Here is a 22,137-nt window from a genome sequence, read left to right as displayed (position 1 = left end):
GTCTTAGCTTATTGTAATTCATTGGTAAACTGCCCGTCGATCAGAATAAAGGCCACGCGGCAGGTTTCGCCCGACCGGTTTGCCCAGGCATGGTTGGTACCCCGCTGAATAATGATATCACCGGCTTTGGCAGTTGCTTCTCCACGGTCGACGATCAATGTCAGCTCTCCTTCCAGCACAATCCCGTAGTCGATGGTTTGGGTGCGATGCATTAAAGGATGTGCCGCACCCTCTCCGGATGTGGAAGCTTTCTCACCGCCCATAGCCTTGAATTTAGCTGCCGCTTCCTCTTTGCTAAGGCTCCGGATCTCTTCTCCTTCCGGAGGGAAATCAATAACCCGGATGCGCGTGCCGCCTTTAGGTGGCGACAATATCAGGCTGGTTTCCTCGGGATCTTCGGGCCTGCTGCCGATCAATGCCGGGGACTGCAATGTACTCCAAACCTCGTGAAACTTGGCGCCATTGGGGCCACCGATCATATAGGTCCGCTCGGGGGAAGCTTCCGACAGGATAATAGCTTTCCCGTCCGCATCGTGACCCGTCAAAATGCGCCTGAATGTTTTTTGCTGGTTCATGCTGGTATTTATTAACTAATCCTTCGCTTGAAAACATATACCCCCAGGTAGTGGAACAGTATCCCTACTGCCCAGGCAGGTGTTGACCAAAGCGGCCACGGATAGGACCTGTCTGTCCAATACCATACTGCCCATATGGCAGGGACGACAAGCAGAAAAACAAGGAAATGAATTTTGAAACCCTTTTTAGGGTCGATCTGTGCTGGTGCATCTCGGTTAGTTAGATTTTTCATGCCTCAGTATTGTAATTAATAGTGTTTTATTCCTTTGATCAGCCAACCAGTTTTCGAATATCGAAAACTTACATATGGGTAATTCTTATGAGAAGCTCAAACTGCTCAGTTAGTCTTGCTTTCACAATTGCTAAAAATGTTTGAAAAGTCTGCCGAATCGAAACTCTACATATTGTTTTGCAAGAATTTTCCTTGAAATCTCACCCTTCTCTCTTTACAAATTTACAACAGCGCTACTCTTACTGAAAAGGAGGAAAATCACAAAAAAAGTGTGATCGAAGTCACAGTCCGCATGGTTATTTCCAATGTAGCAGAAAGAAGAGGTGTGGGCCCATAACGCTATGTCAAGCTGTCAAATACCTGTTCGACTATTCCCTGTCTCAAACCTTTCATGCGTTTACCAGCTATTGTTTGTTTGCGCAAAAGAGCACGCTGGTATTCTTCCGATAGATCTCCTTGACAATTCTCTTCGTGCTGTCCTTCGCAATACATTTCTGTTTTAATGGACACACGTCGCGCAGTCACTTTTGATAGTCCAATGTGTCTTTAAGTGCTTGCCCTCTGTACTGTACTCATGTGACCGAAATTGTAATTTCTTTCCATTGTGTAAGTATCCCTAGACACCAGACAAACGATAACAAGGGTTCAAGAATTTAATTTAGCAACAAGGTCCTCGTCTCGGTTTAGCAAACAAAACTCATAGTTTATTAACGCCAAAGACACATAGCTTTTTTCCGGTGAGCACTCAAATTCACAGGAAAATGCTCACCGAATTGCTCACCAACACGAGGAGCTTTTTTGGACAGTTTGTCAAAGTTGATACTGACAATCAACTAGTTAAATGCCTTAAAACAAGAATAGCGGAGGAAACACCTCCGCTATAACTAATTGAATATTATGCACTTAGGCACCCTGCAGAGAGAGAGGGATTCGAACGATTGACTTAATGTATTGAAAGCCAATAAAATAACGAAATCTCAAAAATGCGTTCCACGATGCACGAAACGGTTCAAATTCCCAGTGTAACCTTTTCTCCTAACTAGTTGATTTTCAATATATAACAACTCTATATTGCTTAAAGTTAAAACATTGATTTTGTAAGAAAAAATGGCAAGACGTAAATCGTGGAATTTTAGTTAAAGTGCGCCAAAAAAATGGGTTCCATTTCATGGTTTTAAGAGGCATTTTTTGATTTCGTAGATCAGCCCATGCAGGAGATTATTTTCTGAACGATCGTTCAGAAAATAATCTCCTGCATTTCGATATCAAAAACATGGAGACAAGGGTAGATGGTTTCTGATCGAAGTTTGAGCCTAGCGATTCTAAATTCAACAAGCATTTAAGAGTATTTGAAAACCGTTTCTCATTTTGTAGTTTCTAGAATAATCTCATATCAACAATATGAATTATTCATTATCAGTGCGACCGCTGTCGATTCAACGGTGATATTTCCATTTTCTTGGGGTGAGGAGTTGTATGAGGTGGATTGAACAGATCGGGAGTCGATAAATTCAAGTGGCCGCAGAATCTATCAACAATGAACGTATATCAGCCAACGTACTAGATTCTGATGCTGCACCTACTTGCCAAAACAGCGCCGTTTGCAGTACAAACCAAACCGGCATATCAAATTTGAACGATCCATCCATATTTATATTATTAAATACGCTTAAAACTAAGGAAAGTTATCAGAAAAAACCGATATTAATGCCGTGAATGAATATGCTCTGACTAGCTAATCATAACCTAATATGGTTGTAGCGAGGGAGCATAAATTTATTTATAAAATATAGAGTGAATAATAACTGACAACTCCTTCTGTCAAGATGAAAAAAATATCAGTCATTGCCACCATTTTGGTAATTATAGCTGTGCCGTATCTCGGTGCATATCTACATCACCATGGGAATTTCCCAGAAAACTATTTTGTATTTCCGCCGACTGAAAATCGGAAGCCGGAACCAAACTCCCTTGTCTTAGGAATCACATTTGTATTCTTCGTCTTAGCCATACTTCTTTTTGTGTTTCCGCAGGTTTTTGGATTCAAAAAATACAAAGGTCCAAGGCAAGCTATAAGAACGGGCCACAAATTACCATATTGGTTTTGGATCGGCTTAGCAGTCTGGTCAATATCCTTTATATCGTTTGCTTTTAAATGGAGTGAACCTAAATGGTTCGTACAATGGGCTTTTCTCCCTCTATGCTGGGGATTCATATTTATACTGGATGGGCTGGTATTTAAATTTGATCCCAAAGGATCGCTATTTTCTAACAAAAAAATAGAGCTAGCCTCAATGGCACTTACGTCGGTTTCAGGTTGGTTGATCTATGAGTATCTCAATTTTTTTATCGAACACAATTGGTTTTACCCTGCTGCAAACTTGATGTCGAGAAAAGTATACTTTCTATATGCAGCATTAGGTTCAGCAGCATTCATTCCGATGTCCTTTGAGTGGTATCAACTTCTTATTGCACTCAAAATTCTCAATTACAAATATAAACTCGGCCCAATTGTCGCATATTCGAAATCAGTGAGCGTCATTCTTGTCGCTGTCGGATTTGGCCTACTATTCGTAACTCCCTTTATATCCGATAATATTTTCTATGGTATCTGGATAGCACCAATAATAATTCTCGCATCACTAATGAGGTTCCTAAACTTAAAGACCCCATTTACTGAAATTAGAACTACTGGAAATTGGACTTTTTTATTGGTATTTGCCTTAACTTGGCTAGCTCAGGGCCTTTTTATTGAAGGTTGGAACTGGGCTAGTGGTTTTGATTTACCAAACGGTTCACCATATTCCAATAACCCAGCTTATTGGAATTATTGCATTCCATTTGTTTCAATATTTTACGTTTTCGAAATGCCCTTCTTTGGATACATGGGATACCTTTTATTCTCTATTCACTGCTGGCTTTGGTGGAGCGTCATACAGGGAGCTTTTTTTCCATCTCAGACACACAGTCTTAGCGACGATTTTGTCAAGTCATGACCCGTTTTATACTTGCCTGCGCTCTACTTCTAGTTTCTATCGATTACTCGTACTCTCGTGCAATTCGATGGAATCCTCGCAAAACCTATATCAATATCGGAAACCGCCTGGCAATATTAGAAGACAAAAGCAACTTGCTAAAAATAGACCAGGTATCTTCTGCGGAATTCGACAACAAATTTACTCCCTCACAGCAAAATACACTTCATTTTGGTCTAAACAAATCCGCATTTTGGTTAAAATTTGAGTTCTATAATAATTCATCTGAGAAGCTATATCTTCAACTAGAGCACGCCTTCATACCCACCGCTGACTTGTATGTAAGAGACTCCAAAGGCAGTTGGACAGTGATAAAATCAGGCTACAAGGTACTTATAGGTAATAAGCCCATAAGTGATCACTGGCAGTCCTTCCCGTTGCTAAGCGGCAAACACGAGTATTTCATAAGACTTATCCCCTACGTCCATCCCATTAATGTAAAAATTTGGAACAGCAAAAGCTATTTGATTACAAGTAACAAGGAAAAGCTCTACTACGGGATATACTTAGGTCTACTATTTTTTGTTTTTGCAATTCACTTGTTCCTTTTCATTAGCCTTAAACACAACTATTATTTGGCATACTGCTTATTAATTGTATCTTATATATTAACATCCACATCAGTCCTTGAAGGTTATTTTATTTATGCCTTTCCTTTTGCGGACATGATGTACTGGTATAAAATTGTTCCTGCAATAGATATGCCAATAATGCTCGTATATTGCTTGTTATTTTTGGAAGTAAAAAAATATCGCAGCAACCTATTCTATTTTACAGTGATGGTCTGCGTAATATTATTACTTTATCTCCCAATTCTTCATTTTCTACCTGATCTGGTCATTTTTGTTGCCAATTGGGTCATGGCACTACTGGTATTTATTCTAGCAATATATATTGGTGTGTCCGTCGGAAAATCGGGCAACAATCTTGGGTACTACTACAGCGTTACATACGTATTTTGGTTGATACTAGTGGCCATGGAGGAAATAAATATACAATTTGGCACACCTGAACATCTGTTTGATATTACCTACGTTTCAATTGCCATTTTAGTCGAATCCTTTTTTTTATCAATTTTACTTGCCAAACGACTTCAATGGGATAAAGAACAAAATGATCAAATTCGATTTGAACTGCAAAAAGATTTAATAAGGATTCAAGATCGATTTGACAATGAAATGTTGCAAGCTCAGCTAGAAATCCAAGAACAGACTTTCAACAATATAAGTCAGGAAATACATGACAATATTGGGCAGAGCCTTGGGATTGTTAGTATCAATCTCTATTCATTGGATAACATAGTCAATGAAAACGATGAACAACGAATCTCAGAATCCATAAATTTGGTGAGTAATGTAATGAATGAGCTCAGAGATATTGCAAAATCCCTCAACAGCGATTACCTAAGAAAAATTGGATTGCTCGGTGCATTGGAACAGCAGGCTTCAATCCTGAGAAAAACCGGTATTTTCGAAGTGCAGATTCTATCGAATGACCAAATTATCCTAAGTGATTCAAATAAGGAGTTGCTAATATTTCGAGTTCTCCAAGAACTATTAAGTAATATCGTAAAACATGCCAAAGCAACTAATATTGTGGTTAATGTAGACTATCAACATACTCACCTTTCCATAACAGTTCAGGATAATGGGAATGGTTTTGACGTTGAGCAAATATTCAAGTCCAAGAGTAGTGGATTAGGGTTAACGAATATTAAAAACAGGGTAAACATGATCGACGGATCATTTTCTATAAAAAGCAGCCCAGCAAGCGGCACAGTTGCAACAATAAAAATTCCGGTTTAGAATACTCGTAACCGATCTTCCTAGTTTTTCGCCTCAGACCATATTGTGCCACCTATTCTTTACACCTACTCAAACCTTGGTCAAGACGAACCAGAGAAATCTGCAATACAAAATCAAGGCAATGGTGCGATAGACATATGCATATTGATAATAACATGGAGACCAGATACAACTCCATATCAAAAAGCCAACGCCACCAAACAAAAGTAGTAACAGTAGCCAGACTAGCGGAGAAAGGTATCCTAATACTGCCACTGTCCTTGAACGCTTGGGCACAATCAGTAATGAGTTTGTTGGCGTTGAGATCTTACCGTTTACTGCGAAATCAGCAATGTCGCCCCACATATCCTCGTTAATAGCTGCACCATGGCTGCCACTAACAAACTGGATCTGAAACTGTTTGAGACCTGTAAAACCTTCATGACCAGCCCCGCCGATGTCTTTAACTCCAAGAAACGGCACTTTTTGAAAAAAATTCGGAAAAATCGCAACAACCCAATCCGCCGAAGCAACATAGTTCAAGATTGACTTTACTCTTCCATCCTGAATTAGCGAATTCCATTTATAGGTTGTTGGGACCACACTGCCGGCAAAGAGCACGTTTTTGAAATGGCATGCAGGATAATCTTCCAGCGCCTGGGCCAACAGATATGTGCCGTTACTGTGTCCGACATACGAGAAATCGGCATTTGGATATAGCGCCAGATCCTCCGTGTACTGATCCATAAGCCACTCCACTTTGGCGCGTCGGGTTGATGGCAACAAAAATGACAACATAGGAAAATAGCCATAGCTCGACGTCTCAATAGCATATTTCCTTTTTGGACTGTCACCCAATAACTTGATCCTATTGGCAATCTTCTGAGTCCAGAATCCTCTATCACGTATACCATGGATGACGAAAATGACATCAGTAACACTAGTATTAACCGGGAAATTTACAGCATCTAGTGGTACAACAGTTCTTTTTAAAAGCTCCTCCTTAGTATCCAAAAGCGCACTACGCAAAACCTTATAGCGAGCTTCTCCTTCGGTGTCATTCCCCATCTTCACAACATTTGAATGACTGGATTTAGGCACCTCGAGATAGACAAAATCACCCCCTGTGACGAGATCCACATTATCTTCCGGTGATACGATATCGTCCACTGTGCCAAGAAGCTGAATCACCAATGCACCTCCCTCCCGCTTTCTGCCTTCATTAAAGGCACGTACCATGGCAAGCCATTGAATACGAAGCTGTATTATAAACGAGGCCCCTTTCTTAACTTGAAACAGCAAAAGCCGCGTTCTAAAAAAGAACATGACCAGCTTACCGAGAATTACACCTGCCCTAATGTACAAGGAATCTAAAATGGACAAGTCACGGGCTGACCATCCTCGGTTCATAGCGGCTAGCAGGATTATTCGTTCTATCTTAATTGCCCATTCCCTTGATTGCTTGATTTCAATTTTTCTCTCAAAGGGTGCATTTGAATTTTCACCACAACTATAAACATAGATTTTACGAGCAAATAAAGCACCGATGCTATGGCCAATTAGAATTATGCGCTTGTAGTGTTCATGGTTATTGTCCTCAGCATGGTATTCCCATATGGCATCAATCTGCTCAACTAATGCTTTTACCAGATGTATCGGATTCGCAAATGAAACCCACGAAGTAGGAACATTGGGAAACCAAATATCAGAATGCGGTTTGTCCTTGATAAGACGGTTCTTGATATCTCTCAATGAGGTCGAGTCACCAGCAGTTGCGTGCAACAAGATAACAAGTTCTGAAGAATTGGCTGCCTTAAAAAAGGTTGACTCATCATCGGGCTCAAACTTGATTTTTATTTTTGACATATCATGAAAAGACAATATTTATTTTCTATATTCATTAATTTGTACTTTCTTTTGGTACTCACTACAATCCTGAAAATCAACCTGGTTTCGCCAGCCGAGCCTTAGAATTGCTTTTGCTTATAATAATACCTAGTACCACCAACAGTGTAAGATGGAAAATATAAAAAACAAATACCGTTTCCGGAGCGATCAATCGATACTCAAAATAATCCTTAACAATAATATCTTGAAATGGCGGTGACAATTTTCTCACTATTCGCACCAACAATCTGTAAATGTTGTCAGCCATTAGCTTAATCTTATAAACGACAAATAGCTCCAAAATAGCCGTAATACCGATCGTGATAACCAATATGGTCTTCGCAAACTTATGAGAAGAAATGAACTTGGGTGCTTTGTCAGCTGTTAAAAACCAACCAATAACTGTAAGTATTGCCAAGGACATGGTTATTTCGAAGCTAATATATCCCTCATGAAGATCTTTCAAATCTTCAAAATAAAACCTATAAAGTTCCAGCAATTGATCATCCATGTATTACGAATTTCCTGTTTGAGTTAAATATTCTAATAAATAGTAATTGGTCTTTCATCCCTCATTCATTATGAGATGGTTACTACAATAAGAAAACCCACCTCACATCTTTAAATTCCCATTGAATATAGTCAGAAGAACTACTATTTTGACATACATAAATATTTGCAAGAATAATATTGTTGTAAACCATATCTCGCTTAACTTAAATTAAAATTACTCAATATTTCAATTACTATTTTTGTATATTCCAACAAAAATACTGTCAAGTACAGCCACTAAATTTTTATCAATTGTCTTGAAAGCAACCTCTGTCGAATTGTTTGGGAAATTTATTAAAGAGAAGATAGCCTCCTTGTCATCGCTAATCCAGATAAACATCGGCAAGTCAAATTTTTCAGTTTCCCTAAAATTCAGATTCTCTCTAAGAGAAGTTGCCAGCTTGCTATTATTCCTCTCCAATAGGTTATAGAAGTGGAGCGGTTGCAGTTTCTCAAATGTAATCTCAGATCGATGCTTAGAAAGGTAGTTTAAGATCTTTTGTTTTCTATCAACCTTCCATTTCTCAAAACCACCCTTATCTCTCATAGCAGCTTCAAATTGTTGACGGCTCTTCTCTGTCCGCTTTTCAGAGCCATAAGTAACCATCTGTATTTCAAGTGAATCATCCTTATTGTTAAATAGCAAAAAGTCTCTATATCTATTATATTCTGCTGGGCTTGAAAATTGTCCATAGCAGGGAACGTCAGCAAGTATGTGTAGTTTCCGCTTTGATCTACGGAACAATCTATTTATTTCGACAAGATTCTCTGGAAACTGGCCGATAGACTGAGTAGACATCTTCTCAACTATTCCTTCAATTTGCGATGTAAGATGACGATGAGTTTTTGTGGTAACAGCGATATTCTTTTGGATCATCAAAGTCTGCCGTTGAGTAGCGATGTTTTGTTCATTGGCTTGATACATCTTAATTAAAGTAAATACGATAGTCGTAATAGCCAATAATCTTGAACCGTAACGCATAATAGACCTCAGCGTCACGCGTGAAATCTGATATCCTAAAATTAAAATATGAGAAGGCGATTCTTGATTTTCCATATTGAACGAAGGTTCATACTTAGGTTATAGAATTAAAAGTTCTCTCACATACCCGTAGATTCTGCTGTCACATATACAAGGTGCTAGTGCATGACAAGTTTTTTGTGAGGTAAGTATTTTGATTGCAATGCCTAAACGGGCACGATCATTGAAAGTTTCTAATAATAGAAACAGCACCAAACTTCAAACCTCAGTTAACAATGATTCATTATTAGCAAGAAAAAAAATAGATTGACCTAGGGTAATTTTATCTGTCGAATTTTAAATCAACGGACATACTCTTTGCATAGAAATAGTCGTAAACGTTACCCTGTAAACGTCTAACACCTCAAACCGTCCTACTATGACTATTACCGTTTTGTTTAAGATTTACTCCAAAACGACAAGTTAAAATCCTGCGTCCTTGCAGTTTCACCTGTTTAGAGGAGAAATTATTTAGAGATAAGGTTGCATGCATAAGCAATATTTTCAGTATCAAAATTCGCTTAATTAGCACTCACTAACAATACTGATTTTTTAGTATTCTGAGGACCAATTTTCAGGCTTAGAATTTAGTAATCTTGCTAGTCCGAAGCGTTAAGTTCCGTCCATTGACGCACATCATATTCTTTGGTGAACTTATTGTCAAAACTATAAGTCATCAAAAGTTACGTTGCATCACAAGTATGCGCTGATTGCCTACAGCTATTTTTCCGGTGGCTGTGAGCGGAACCTCTTTGACTTTCACGGTTTGGCTCACATTGCCTCCTATTGTGAAAGCAATGTTGTTCCTTATCGCCACCACCACATCACTGTGTGAACAGAAGTCTCCAGGGAGGTCGTCATATGAGTGCGCTGCGTTTCCGCAGGCGAGACCTGTACGAAAATAACCTACGAGATCACCCACTTCGAGTATCCGGTTATTCAGTCGGACGGCCCAATAGGCTCGGGAGGCATCATTGTTCAAAAATGCTGTTTTGCTATCACTAAAGTATGTGGTATGGCGCTGAGAGAATTTGAATGATTTTGTGAGTAGAGCTTCTCTCACCACGAAACTTATAAATACCGCCGACCAAGCCACACTGACCGGCTTCGGTGCCAAAGGCACCGAAGCCCAGTAGGCGTCTATTCGGGATTTGGATTCTGGATGATTTTCATTGCGTTTGCCAAAGAGAAAATCCTTATATTCTTTGCCTGCCGTTTCAATCAAACGGTCTACTTCGGCATTTATGGGCGTGCGTAGCAAGGAGGCATGGACAAAGCCATTTAACTGGTGGCCATCAATAAATGTGCTGCATGGCTGCCAATCGCCACTCGCTCCTGCAAGCGGCCCGTTCATTGTCACAAGGTGGCCTACCGGCAGTATTGCCAGTGGAGCCTTTGATGTGTTCGGCTCAATCCGTAGGTTTGCCTCCGGTGTGTTAACTCGTAAATCCATTGAAAAATTGGAAGTAGTGACTAAATAATATGTTTCTTATTTCAAGTAGCATTTGCAGCGATACCAATCTGAATCCGGGTGTCTTTAAACTCCAGGACCTCTCATTGACATCGTACTGGTTATCGCTCAAAAAATCATACATTCAACAAATCTTGGATGTGCTGCACTAAGCTTCCCACCAAAATCTTATCATAACCAAATATCCCCAAAGCACTGTTTCTTTTGCTGTAAGTTCACGTAATGTCATAGCTTCTACCATCGCTAATGCTCCCTATCAGTATTAAGATCGCGCTAGTAAAAAAAGTTTAGGATGTTGAACAATGCTCGTGACTGTCGGATTTCTTGGCTAATCACTTTCTTTTCAGAACTATCATCTGATTTCGCAAAGTTGGAACGCTAGCCCTTCCGGTTTTAGGATCTACTTCATCACTGAAATAATCGTCTCCCAACCCATCGTCAGCAATAACAAACAAAGTTTGCTTTTGTAAGTCACCCCAAGCCATACCTTCCACATTACAAACCACTGGCACACTACTAAAATCAAAATTTAGTGTGTCATTTGGCTCTAATTCGTGTGTTTTACTATTAACCGTTACACTTCGGATTTGTGCAAAAACTCGATTTGGGTTACCACCAGGCTGTTTTATATAACATCTCTCTAAGACTAGGAGACAATTTTCATCTACGGCAAGTATCTCTGAAATTCCGCCAGGCCTATCGCTTTTGTCGACTGCATCTGCATCATATCGCCTGATTTTATATTTGAAACGTTCTGGTTGCTCTTGGTCGTTATCCACCAAAGGATTCTTATAGCGATAAAAGTATACGATTTCGTTAGCAATATCAGTACCGCTTTCCCATCCTGCTTCTGCCGCAATCCACAGTGCACCGGAAGGGGAAAGAGCTATTCCTTCGACTCCTTTATTTTTACTTGGTAAAGGTAGTTTAATGATCACGCGAGGATTTGGAGCGTGTAATTGCCCTATGCTAGAGTAAACACCTGTATAAGTATCGGTTTCCACCGAGAAAAAATAGGCATCTCGAATTGAATCATACCTAACACTTTCAAAGTAGTAATCTGTCCTGATATCCTCGCTAAGATTTCCTCTATTGAAATCACGAACATTGTTGCAATTCCTGAATTTAAAATAATGGCCCCGATCATTTGCTAGAATCCATTCTTCTGTCCTTGGTATGTACTCAATTGCTGAAAGCCCGTGGAATTTGCTGGTTATCGATTTTAGAATGGTATCACTCCGGATTTCGAATTTGTTTTGACACGCTCCGCAATACGGAGTTAGCATTACAAGTAAAACTACTGCTAGAATATTTTTCATAAATGGATTGAACAACGCTGACTGTTTGCTGATTAGTAGATCATTTTGCCTTTAGCCTATTTTTTAGAGTAAAAAACGGCATGTCTACTGCAAGAAAGAAGCTCCACCTTACCTTGGGTTTGCTAAGAACTGTGCTGTTACTAACATCAATTTTGGAAAGACCGGGGCCATATTGAAAGCCGTAACCTAATGACAAGGGTAGATTACCGAAGAATCCGTATACTAGAAATATTCCCGGTGAGAATATTTGTCCAAGCTTGATCGTGTACTCTTTCGAAACAGCATTCGGATCTACTGTTCCATTGTTTTGAACAACATTATCTTGCTTTTTTAATTTGTAGTCTACGATTGCGCCCAAGTCAAATAATGAGGCAAAGTAACTTAGTGAGCCGCCCCGTCCCCAACTTTGGAATCCCGGAGTAAAAGAAATACCAATAGGCGCGCTTACACCAAATCTATCCGCCCAAGCACCGGTGGACGATCCTGTTCCGTTAGAAGTAGACCAATAGGCTCCCAAATATGTCTGAACTGAGATATTTCCATGAGAACTCTTTTTTATAGATGAGCTACCTACTGGTAAAATAACATTCTCCAGGGCCGCTTTGACTGCTTCTTCATCCTTTGCTTCAACCATGTTTGCCATGAATAGAGCATATGGCTTGACTTTTTCAATGAAAGTGATCATTTTGCTTAGGCTATCATTGACTGCCTTTAGAGTACTTTTAAGAAGATTGAGCTCTTTGTCGATATTAGTAAAATCTGCGTCGGCAGGCATTCTTTTCCTCTCCTCCTCCTTACTTTTCACAACAGAGTCCCTTTTTTTATTTCCTGAGGTTAAATTGTGAACCTCTTTTAAAATGTCGACTGCATCATTAACAGCCTGAGTGTACTGTTCAGAATATATGTCCTTATACAAACCATTAGCCTTTCTTGGAATCGTAAGATAATTGTCTTTTATCAATTGGGAGTCGAAAATCTTGAGGATGCTGAACGTATAATCTAGAACATCCAAAGACACACCTATATAACTATGTATGTTTTCGTTTGTAAGTTTTTCCCTTTTGCTAATTTTATTTTTTATCTCTTTATAACTAACTGAGAACTTATCTGTCAGATTTGCAAATTCAGCTATTTTACTTTGAAAAACGAATATTTTATCTTTTTCACGCTCCAAAATTGCAGTCAGCTTAACCGGCTTAAGTTCAAAGAAGAATTCTATATCCCTATTTTTTACTTGTTGATAAAGTAATCCAATAAATATTTGGGTAGATATCGGATCAGCTATCAGATTTCTTATCTCCTTAGGAGATACCCAAATGGTACTGTCCTTGCTAAAACTTGCCGAATCAGTTCGAAGTGCTTCCGAAAACAAAGCAGCAAAAGCCAAGGTGGCTCCCATATTCTTAAATTCGTTGAGGGAGTTACTAGTTACGACTGGATTGAATTCAGGAAATTCAGAAAACTCGCAAATTACTTCCGCCAGATTTATAGTTCCAGCCTCTAGGTCATGTAAAAGTCGTAATGACCGTATGGCTACTCTCATTTCTGGAAAATTCCTAAGAAGCTCATTATATTTGGGCAATTCAAGTACATCATCCAAATTGTAGGTTATGAGTTTTAAATCGTCAAGAAATCCATTTCTCAATGCCGGAAGCATCTGTGGATAGGTATGAGTTAGAAGGTTGCTAAGATTAGAAGTCGTTTTCGGAAACAGAATTTGAAACTCAGGATTTTCTTGCGAGAATTTCTTAAACCTATCAAAGAATGCTACCGTAAGTTCCTGCTTTGCGCGATCGATCATGATGTCTGCAATTGCATTAGCAAATTTTGTGACATCTATCCCACCTAGTGAACCGAGCCCTCCGAAATTTACAGTTTTAAATTTTTGAGTTTGATTGTCCAGTTCACCACTTAATTGATTGGACGCAACTTCAATAAAAGGATTATCAGATAGATCCTCTTTAATTCTAGATAGAATATGAGAGCTAGATGTGTCGGTTTTTAGAATATTCCCTGAATTAATATATTTAATAAGTATGGAGTTAAAGACGGTTAGATTCGTAACGGTTGGAAACAAAACAACCTTTCCGGTAGTAACCGATCTTTCAAATTTAATATCACTGTTGATTCTAAGTACGTCATAATAGACACTCTGCGAAAGGCATTTAGTTAACGAAAATATCGAAATTATCGCGATAACAAGTAGGCGTTTTTCCATCAAGCTCTGTACATTTTAAAGGGTTCAATACTATCACTTATAACGAAGGAGTTTTGGGCAAGAAAATCCTTCACTCTACTTATTCTGTTAGATCTTTGTATGTCATTTGTAGACAAAAATCTAGCAACAAGTCCACAAATTATCGGACAATATGCACTTGAATTTGACAAAGTACTTATAGGATCTATATCAAATATACCTGTTGTAGTAATTTGCCTGTTTAAAAAGAATACGTTAACTTTCCTAATAACATCGATATTAGAAAAGTTGCTGAATGCTCCAACTAGAATTATTTCATTAATTAAAGATAGCGGGTTCAATACATTTTCATTTACACCACTTTTATTTCCCGCAGCAATAATTACTGTTCCCTGCGATATTATTCTTTTTATGTTTTCACTAAGGCCGACTACTTCGGATTTACTTAAATCAAAACTAAAATTCAAAATATCTATATTGCCAGCCTTCACAATACTATCCAATGAAGTTTTTAGCGCATTTGATTCTATATTTCCATTTGAATCTGTAATTTTAAAACTTCGAATTTGTGATCCCGGAGAAATTCCTGTAATGAATCCTTCGTTACCGACCATAATCCCTGCTACATTTGTTCCGTGTGGGTTTGTTAATGAAGGATCCGCGCCTTTCAAATTGTTCTCCTCATTACCTATGAGCGCATTCTCCAGAGATTTATGCCTAAAATCTATACCGCTATCCAATATGCCAATGATAAAATTTTCACCACTGCCTTTGATGAGAGATTGATTCTGAATAATAATCCTTTCAACTAGATTATTTAGACTTTTTGGAAGGATTGCTCTCTCTATTGGTGCTATTATCCTGGGCAAAACACCGCCACTCCAATAATAACAATCACCATCATCTCTCAGCCAAGTATCAATTCCCTCAAACATATCTCCCTGATACAGCTTTCCGTCCACTTCAATCTCACTACCAGGAGGTAAAAATTGATAGGTGGGGGCATCAAGGCGAGGTCTACTTGCTCTAACATTCAGATTTCTTTCTTTTACGGTTACTTTCATTATCCAACCGTCTTAATTGTTTTTATCTTTTTTTTTTCTGGGTCTGAGCTGTCATCCTTTGGAGCGATAGCACCTCTAAATTTCATTAGCTTGTTAAGTAAATCAAACCAGAATGGAGCACCAAAGGAAATAGCTAATGCTGTTAAGATCCATCCCAGAAATCGAATCGGATCGCATTTACAGAATTCTTCCCAGAACTTGGATGTTTCCCATCCAAGCCCCAAAACATGGTTTATTCTTGGTATGTCTGTTCCAAGTTCCTCTGTCGCAATCTTGTCGATGGTTGATTCTATTTTGACTTTTGCAGAACCAGACACTCGTTCTTTGGCCACATTAAAATCATTAATCTGAGATATAATTTTTGCTCTTAAAGCGGGACTATTCTGTAATTTGGTGGCAATTGTTATAGTATCAATATTGAAGAAAATAGCTATGAACAAACCGATTACTAGAAGCATAAATTGGTTCCATTTTTTGTACAGTCCAGTACACTTCTCCATCATTTCAACATACCAAATCTCCAAATATTCTCGAAACTTGGTTACATCACCTTGCGCATCGACCCATATAGAATTTAGATATTTTGCTGTTTCTTCTGGAATTATATTACCACGGTGTCCTGTTTCACAATTGGAAGTACCAGCTTGATTTAGGTTTTTTTCGGTGGAATCTGGTTTTGATTTGTTCAGCAAATCTATTAGATGATCATATTTGTCGTCCAGTTCTTTTATAAATTCTTTTTTATCAGATTTTGGGTCGGCTAATATCCGCCTTATTAGCCGAAATACTTCTTCTTCTTCTTCAGCGCCTACAGTCTTTTTATTATGCCCAACCAAAAATTGGAATATTTCGTCTACTTTATTTTTAAGTCCCCACTTAGTATTTATATTGTTTTGTGATATAGTAGCAGTCCAAGTTATTTTTCCGTCCTTCAAGGTTTGCTCGATGGTAGGCCTAAACGATTCTCCTGCCTTTACCGCATCTCCTCTTAGTAAATCAATAAGTACTTTGGAAAAGGTTTCCTTACTAATATATGTTGGCCTCTTTCCAAACAAAATATTCTCTGTCAAATACTTAATACCGGGATGACTATAAAAGACTTTTGTGAACTCTTTTTTGCCGCTACCGTCGTCAAGCATTTGGCCGATAATTTGCTTAAGAACACGTCCCCTGAGTCCCAAAATTGAAGTGGCTATAATTTCCTGCAAAATTGTTCCAAGTAGACTATATAGTAGATAAATAAATACCAAACCTATCACTACGTCTAAAACCTCGCTATCAAACATGATATTCTAAAATTTGTCTTTCAATATTTTGTACAAATATTTTTCATGCGCTAAGCCTGCTTTGGATGGTTTTCAATTACTCGGCCAATACCGAGTATATCAGCGAACCGAAAGCAATCAACGATTTTATATAATTCGGAACACCATTCTTTACAATGGGCCACGTTTCTGATGAAATCTAGGAAAAGAATCCCTATTGGTTGCATGACTATTGATCATGTCAAAATTACCTAGTCCTTATCCTTGCCACAATACTGAAAATTAAGTATTTTAGCATGCAAGGAAACTCGTGAGATAGTTGAGCCTCCGCCTCATGTGATATTGGTTATGCACAGCGAGGGATTTGAACGATTACCTTAACGGATTGAATATCGGTAAGATCTCTACCTTCTAGAAGCTCTTTCCATGATCCACGGAAGACCCAGAATTCCTATAGATAGACACCGTCTAACTTATTAATTATTAGGGACTGGAAGTTTGAAATCTTGGTTTAATATTTAAGGATTGGGTAGGGCATGCTAGAAACAGCATGCTAGAAACAGCCAGCTATTTCAAACCTTGCCAAGCCTCCTCAGCCTGGTCTGGTATGCCCCGAAGGTAATTTATTTTAGAACGATCATTCAAGAATTAGATATAAAGCAAGCGTTCGACCTTTTCCGAATTTGAAAGCATGGTGTCGAAGATGGATGTCATTAATTTTATGTTTAAGCCTGCTTCCTCGCCAAGTGTATGGAATCGTCTGGCAACATTCCCTTTTGATAGTTGAGGTGGTAGTAGGCCATCTTCCAGCGCGAAATCGGAATCATTTACATGAAGACGGCCGATAATCGCCCATGCCGGTTCGATTATCGAAATTTTTTTAAATGGGCATCTCCATTTGAGAATAGATAATTGAACACGATCAGCTTAAAAAGTCTAGGCGATTCTAATCGATAGATTGGAAGATATTTTTTAATTATGTTAAAGACCTCCAAGTAGTTACCCAAGTACTTGTAGTGTTCCAGTGTGGCTTTGTAGTCAGGACAATCGCTGCCTATCAATCGAAGAAAAAGTGACGGGCATATCGCCCTGGTTGCAAGTTCATCTGGCGGTTTAAGGTGCGACCGGCTACCGAGTGGTCAGCTAAAGAGCCGGTTGACTGAGTGCAGGCTGGCAACCGTCATTTTTTGCTTTGAAGCTTTCGTTTGCGCTGAACACGTTCAGTTAGATTAGCTGCTCATAGAGATTCTATAGTTAGATATGGAAACTCGGGTGAGGGAATTGAGCAGATGGAGGAGAATGAATGGAGGTGACTAGAATATGGCAAAATGAGCGGAGACAGGTTATCTTCAAGCTTGTTTCAATTTGTGTTGACTGGCAACCTTTCAGATGTCGAATGACATTACAAAGGTTTGAAGACGGGGCTAAAAAAATCACTTAGCTCGACTGTGAGCGCTTCTGCCAAGCGCACCATTGTGTTGAATTCGACATTTTTCTTTCCGTTTTCAATTTTGCTGATTTCGCTTCTCTCCATACCGATAGCTTCGCCCAAATCAAGCTGTATCATATTGCGATAAAGCCGAATTTCTCTGACGCGTTCCCCAAATCGGATGATTTCCTTCGAATAGCGATCTTTCACTTGCCATGTATTTTGCGAAAGGTGGCAGCATTTACGAAAAAATAAAGTGGGTTATAACTCACCTTTTAAATGATTTTTCATATATTTGTAACTGTTGGGTTATAAAAGTTTAATCATGGCATTAAGTGAACTCTCTCGTCCGTCCGTGTGTAACAACCAAAACCTGCTGCTTTTCCGTAGCGGCGATGAGCGGGCACTTACTTACTTCTACAAGCGGACTTATGATAGTTTACTTTACCTTGGCACAGGCCTTGTCAATGATGAATTCCTGGTGAGCTGCATCCTACAGGAATGCTATCTGAAAGTGTGGGGACACCGCGATAAAATCGAAAGCCTTTCTCATGCTTACCGGTTTATCCGTCTGAATCTACGCTGGCAGGTTTTGAAACAAGTTCAAAAGCCAGTATACCAGGTATACCGAAGAATGATCGAAATAGACCACTTGGAACCACTCCTTGGCGAAAAGCCCGATGTGGAAAGTTATTTTGTCGATCACGGCGAAGGAAAAAGATGGGATGAAATTTCGAAAGCTATTTCCTATCTACCCAGACAGCGCCAGCTGATTGCCAGCCTTCATTTCCAAGAAGGATATAGCCCGAGGGAAGTAGCTAAGCGGATAGGATCAAGTACGTCGCACGTTACGAGCGAAATCCAGAAAAGCATGGAAGAGCTAAAAAAGATTGTAGCGCCACGCTCAGCCGTTCCTGTGAAACAAGCAAAGCAATCCAATCCTTATGATCATATCCTAAGCAGTGAGCAGGCAGCCGTCTTTCAGTTACGACAAGAGCAGAAAAAGTCCTTCGCTGACATAGCGTCAATATTAGGCTCCCCGCAAACCCAGGTGCAACAGCACTATATCAAAGCATACCAACTGGTTAAAAATCACTGGAAGCAAAACGGTAGGTAGATCATGGAAAAGCTTTTCACTACGCGAAAGATCCGTCTTCTGATCGATGCCGACGACATTGATCAAAAGAATAAAATCTTAGATACCCTTTACCAATGGCGTTACATCTGTTTTAAAGCTGCCAACCAGATCTATACCCATCATTATGTCCAGCAGCAGCTACGGGAAATGCTCTACTTGACCGAAGGTGTAAGAGTTAAACTTTCCGATATCAAAAAGGATGAGCATGGGATCCTATCCACATCCAGGATGAATACCAGCTATCAGGTACTTGCACAAAACTATAAGGGCAGTATTCCTATGCACATCATGAGCGCTCTAAACGCCAACCTGGTAGCTAGTTTTAATAAGATCAGCAAGCCGCTTGCCGCCGGTGAGAGCGCCTTGCCAAATTTCAGAAGAGAAATCCCGGTCCCTTTCAAAGGAACAGACGTTAAAAAACTGACCAGTAGCCGGGATGGTAAAGTATTTCGTTTCACACTCTTTGATATTCCATTCAGGACGTACCTGGGAAAAACAGGCCATGACAAGCGGGAGATGCTTGAAAGCCTGATCAGTGGGCAGGTCAAACTTTGCGCCAGCTCGCTGGTGCTCGATAAAGGCAAGATTTTTATGCTGGCCGTCTTTCAGACCGAGTTTGATTTCCAGGAGCTTGACCAGGACATCATCGCAGAGGCGAGCTTGTCGCTGGATTATCCGGTAATGGTCTCGGTTGGCAACAAACGCTACACAATTGGGAGCAAGGACGAGTATCTATACAAGCGGCTTGCCATTCAGGCGGCTATCCGGCGCAAAAGGAAGGCGATGACTTTTATGAACCAAAACAGCCGCAAACAGCTCAGAAAATCAACCATCGAAAATTTGATGCAATCCGAGAAACGCTATGTATCTCACAAGCAGCACGTATACAGCAAGCGGTTGATTGATATATGCCTGAAAAATAAAGCGGCGACCTTGTTACTGGTAGATCAGGCCCAGAAAGAGCAGCAGGCCAAAGAAGATGCCTTTCTCTTCCGGAACTGGGGATACTACGGCCTTAAACAAAAAATTGAACGCAAAGCCGAAAAGGCGGGGATCGCGGTGCTGATTGAATGAAATTTTACAGAGGCTGCTTGTACAGCCGCAGGATGAAACCACAAGTAGTTTCATTAAGTGCCGAACGCGCATACAACTGGGTTAGCTTAATTAAAAATAAATAAGCAAATGTGACCCGAAATGAAGCAGGTAACCGGTTTTGGGTTACCTGCATTTTTATTTATAATCAATCGATTAGTCATTGACCGAGGCTTACTTTCTGCCAGGCGGTTCTCAGGTATACCAATGCTTTGAAACGACGGTTCACTAGCCAGGTCACACGGTTTGATAATCGTATCACATTCAAGAATGGAGATTTAACAATACTTTTCACACTAAAATGGCATATTGGGAGCTGAATAAGGGAAGCTACTGGATCTAGCAAGCTGATTACAAATGCAGCCCGATATCTTTTCTTTTTCTCCTTCTCTTTTTAAGCTTTGGATTCTGGCCCGTCTCCCCAGTCTGACTCATCCAGTTTTCCAGCGAAGCCAGCGAATAATCCCTTCCGATATCAGAGCCCTTCACCTTCATTTTTGACTGTATATGAAAAAATGCGATCCCCCGTCCTACATAGGTTTTGTAGCCCTCCTTTAACAAACGCTCTTTCAGATCCTGGACCGAAGATACTTGTGGCTTTAAACGGTCTATGAGTGCTCTTAGCTTGGCATGCGCTTTGTCCTGTAAAGGAATTTTCTGACCCTGTGCCCGGTTGATCCGCATATCGCGCGTTTGCGTCAAATCAAGCTCATTTTCCATTCTGCGAGCGAACTTACCGGTGCGCGCGTAGTTTTTAAAGTGGTCCGCGGTGTTCTTTCCGTTATGATTGATCCGATTGGCGATGATATGAAAGTGTAAATTGGCCGAATCTTCGTGCTTAAAGACTACCATCTGGTTGTTCTCAAAGCCAAACTCCTTGGCAAATTCGGCGACTATCTGTCTGATCTTATCATTACCAGGCTTTTCACCAGGCGAAAAGCTAAAGGACTGATGCCAGATGTATTTGGTAAGCTTCCTGTTTTTGGCGTGGTTGTCGGTATACTGCCTGGCCAAGTAGTCCAGGTCCAGGGTTCCATCCTCCCCAGTTTTGATGGCAAGGTTCTGAATGTAAACCAGCTCCCCTCTGATATTTTCCGCCGGGATCTTCTCGCCAGCGGTGAGCGGCTGGGTCTTGTCATAATAGCAGTACTGCAAAATCCCTTTCGCGTAGCTGCCCAAGCCTGCTTTTCCGATCATTTGCTAGTCTTTTTTATAAATTCATTCAGCGCATTTTGTATCTGGTAGTGGACCGAGGCGATATCTGCCGCCTCGGTTTTCCAGACTTGCGGGATTTCCTGTAAAGGTTCAGTGTAGTAGCTTTCGTGTTTTAACAGCAGCCTGTTTGTGGCCCGGGCCACTCCCCTGGCTTCCAACAGGAATTGCTCTTTACTGTCCCCATCGTCGATCAGGATATCCAGATAATCCGCAAGCGACATCATCCATACGTCAATTTCAGTCAGCGTCCTGTGAAAGCTTCGGACTTCAAAGCTTTCAAAAACCCACCGGGTAATTAGCTCAGCCAGCAGTCTGACGCGCTGGCTGCTTTGCTGCCACTGCTCGCTGAGCATCTGATGGTCTTTGGTCTTCAAGACAGCCAGCGACAGGATACCTGCCAGCTGTTCCAGTATCCGGATTGTTTCCGCTGTTGCTTTGGGCAGCGTCCGTTTCTGTGGCCGTTTAAAAGGTACATCCAGCGCGGATGTGAGAAAGAACTGACTGGCTGAAAGCCCGCTCTTTTCAACGAGCTGCTTGATCTGGTCTTTCTGGTCCGCTGTTACCCAGACGGAAAAATGGTCTCTTTTGACAGCCTGCTTCTCCTTGGAAGGCCTGCCCTTCTTTTTCTGGTTTTTCATATGCTTTTGCTTTTTAGGTATGAGCCGACAGGCGAATACCAGGGGTCCAGGGGTTTTCCCATGGCCAGCCCGCCGGGGAGTCGCATTTTGCGACGTACCGGCGATAGCTGGCTGTGGAGAAAACCACCGCTTATGTTTGTAACCGTTTGAAAGCGTTTGCTGCTGTTCTAAAAGATTCGGGATTGTTCGAAAGTGTTTGCAGTCGTTTAAGAACGTTCGGGA

At 40.3% G+C, this 22,137-nt stretch carries 17 protein-coding genes; 4 read left to right on the top strand and 13 right to left on the bottom strand.

Features of this window, described 5'->3' with window-relative positions; translation table 11 throughout:
- Positions 1 to 8: 8 nt before the first annotated feature.
- On the bottom strand, positions 9 to 575 hold the full coding sequence (locus ON006_RS00535) for a cupin domain-containing protein (RefSeq protein WP_244824600.1): 567 nt from the start codon (positions 573 to 575) through the stop codon (positions 9 to 11).
- A gap of 11 nt (positions 576 to 586) precedes the next feature.
- On the bottom strand, positions 587 to 808 hold the full coding sequence (locus tag ON006_RS00530) for a 2TM domain-containing protein (RefSeq protein WP_244824599.1): 222 nt from the start codon (positions 806 to 808) through the stop codon (positions 587 to 589).
- 1,826 nt (positions 809 to 2,634) lie between these two features.
- Here ON006_RS00530 and ON006_RS00525 point away from each other — a divergent pair.
- Both ON006_RS00525 and ON006_RS00520 read left to right on the top strand, forming a co-directional pair.
- Complete coding sequence (locus tag ON006_RS00525) at positions 2,635 to 3,804, top strand: hypothetical protein (RefSeq protein ID WP_244824598.1); 1,170 nt, start codon at positions 2,635 to 2,637, stop codon at positions 3,802 to 3,804.
- Complete coding sequence (locus ON006_RS00520) at positions 3,801 to 5,648, top strand: sensor histidine kinase (RefSeq protein WP_244824597.1); 1,848 nt, start codon at positions 3,801 to 3,803, stop codon at positions 5,646 to 5,648. Before ON006_RS00525 ends, ON006_RS00520 begins: the two co-directional genes overlap by 4 nt.
- Before the next feature lie 69 nt (positions 5,649 to 5,717).
- Here the strand turns inward: ON006_RS00520 and ON006_RS00515 are convergent, their stop codons facing one another.
- The 9 genes from ON006_RS00515 to ON006_RS00475 all read right to left on the bottom strand — a co-directional run bounded on the left by ON006_RS00515 (position 5,718) and on the right by ON006_RS00475 (position 18,042).
- On the bottom strand, positions 5,718 to 7,493 hold the full coding sequence (locus ON006_RS00515; protein WP_244824596.1) for an esterase/lipase family protein: 1,776 nt from the start codon (positions 7,491 to 7,493) through the stop codon (positions 5,718 to 5,720).
- 76 nt (positions 7,494 to 7,569) lie between these two features.
- On the bottom strand, positions 7,570 to 8,025 hold the full coding sequence (locus ON006_RS00510; protein WP_244824595.1) for a hypothetical protein: 456 nt from the start codon (positions 8,023 to 8,025) through the stop codon (positions 7,570 to 7,572).
- Between the two features lie 228 nt (positions 8,026 to 8,253).
- A complete protein-coding gene (locus ON006_RS00505; protein ID WP_244824594.1) occupies positions 8,254 to 9,123 on the bottom strand; it encodes a hypothetical protein in 870 nt (289 codons plus the stop codon).
- Positions 9,124 to 9,763: 640 nt separating this feature from the next.
- Positions 9,764 to 10,540 (bottom strand): DUF2272 domain-containing protein, encoded by a 777-nt coding sequence (locus tag ON006_RS00500; protein ID WP_244824593.1) that lies wholly within the window; start codon positions 10,538 to 10,540, stop codon positions 9,764 to 9,766.
- 350 nt (positions 10,541 to 10,890) lie between these two features.
- Positions 10,891 to 11,877 carry an esterase-like activity of phytase family protein gene (locus ON006_RS00495; RefSeq protein ID WP_244824592.1) on the bottom strand — a complete coding sequence of 329 codons (987 nt, stop codon included), beginning with the start codon at positions 11,875 to 11,877 and terminating at the stop codon, positions 10,891 to 10,893.
- A 40-nt stretch (positions 11,878 to 11,917) separates the two neighbouring features.
- Positions 11,918 to 14,095 carry a hypothetical protein gene (locus ON006_RS00490; protein WP_244824591.1) on the bottom strand — a complete coding sequence of 726 codons (2,178 nt, stop codon included), beginning with the start codon at positions 14,093 to 14,095 and terminating at the stop codon, positions 11,918 to 11,920.
- Positions 14,095 to 15,138: a S8 family peptidase gene (locus ON006_RS00485; protein WP_244824590.1), complete on the bottom strand. Its 1,044-nt coding sequence runs from the start codon at positions 15,136 to 15,138 to the stop codon at positions 14,095 to 14,097. The genes ON006_RS00490 and ON006_RS00485 overlap by 1 nt, the downstream gene beginning before the upstream one ends.
- Positions 15,138 to 16,424 carry a hypothetical protein gene (locus ON006_RS00480; protein ID WP_244824589.1) on the bottom strand — a complete coding sequence of 429 codons (1,287 nt, stop codon included), beginning with the start codon at positions 16,422 to 16,424 and terminating at the stop codon, positions 15,138 to 15,140. The genes ON006_RS00485 and ON006_RS00480 overlap by 1 nt, the downstream gene beginning before the upstream one ends.
- Positions 16,425 to 17,805: 1,381 nt before the next feature.
- Positions 17,806 to 18,042 carry a helix-turn-helix domain-containing protein gene (locus ON006_RS00475; protein WP_244824588.1) on the bottom strand — a complete coding sequence of 79 codons (237 nt, stop codon included), beginning with the start codon at positions 18,040 to 18,042 and terminating at the stop codon, positions 17,806 to 17,808.
- Between the two features lie 115 nt (positions 18,043 to 18,157).
- Between ON006_RS00475 and ON006_RS00470 the strand changes: the two genes are divergently transcribed.
- Both ON006_RS00470 and ON006_RS00465 read left to right on the top strand, forming a co-directional pair.
- Complete coding sequence (locus ON006_RS00470) at positions 18,158 to 18,949, top strand: RNA polymerase sigma factor (protein ID WP_244824587.1); 792 nt, start codon at positions 18,158 to 18,160, stop codon at positions 18,947 to 18,949.
- Positions 18,950 to 18,952: 3 nt separating this feature from the next.
- On the top strand, positions 18,953 to 20,044 hold the full coding sequence (locus ON006_RS00465) for a hypothetical protein (protein WP_244824586.1): 1,092 nt from the start codon (positions 18,953 to 18,955) through the stop codon (positions 20,042 to 20,044).
- A 369-nt stretch (positions 20,045 to 20,413) separates the two neighbouring features.
- On the opposite strand, the gene ON006_RS00460 is transcribed toward ON006_RS00465, so the two are convergent.
- On the bottom strand, positions 20,414 to 21,259 hold the full coding sequence (locus ON006_RS00460; RefSeq protein WP_244824585.1) for a relaxase/mobilization nuclease domain-containing protein: 846 nt from the start codon (positions 21,257 to 21,259) through the stop codon (positions 20,414 to 20,416).
- Complete coding sequence (locus ON006_RS00455; protein WP_244824584.1) at positions 21,256 to 21,915, bottom strand: plasmid mobilization protein; 660 nt, start codon at positions 21,913 to 21,915, stop codon at positions 21,256 to 21,258. Before ON006_RS00455 ends, ON006_RS00460 begins: the two co-directional genes overlap by 4 nt.
- Positions 21,916 to 22,137 lie beyond the last annotated feature (222 nt).

The sequence above is a fragment of the Dyadobacter pollutisoli genome, from assembly GCF_026625565.1.
In the GTDB taxonomy this organism is placed as follows: Bacteria; Bacteroidota; Bacteroidia; order Cytophagales; family Spirosomataceae; genus Dyadobacter; species Dyadobacter pollutisoli.
Note: the sequence above shows the minus strand (reverse complement) of the source record. Positions and strands in the feature narration are given on the sequence as shown.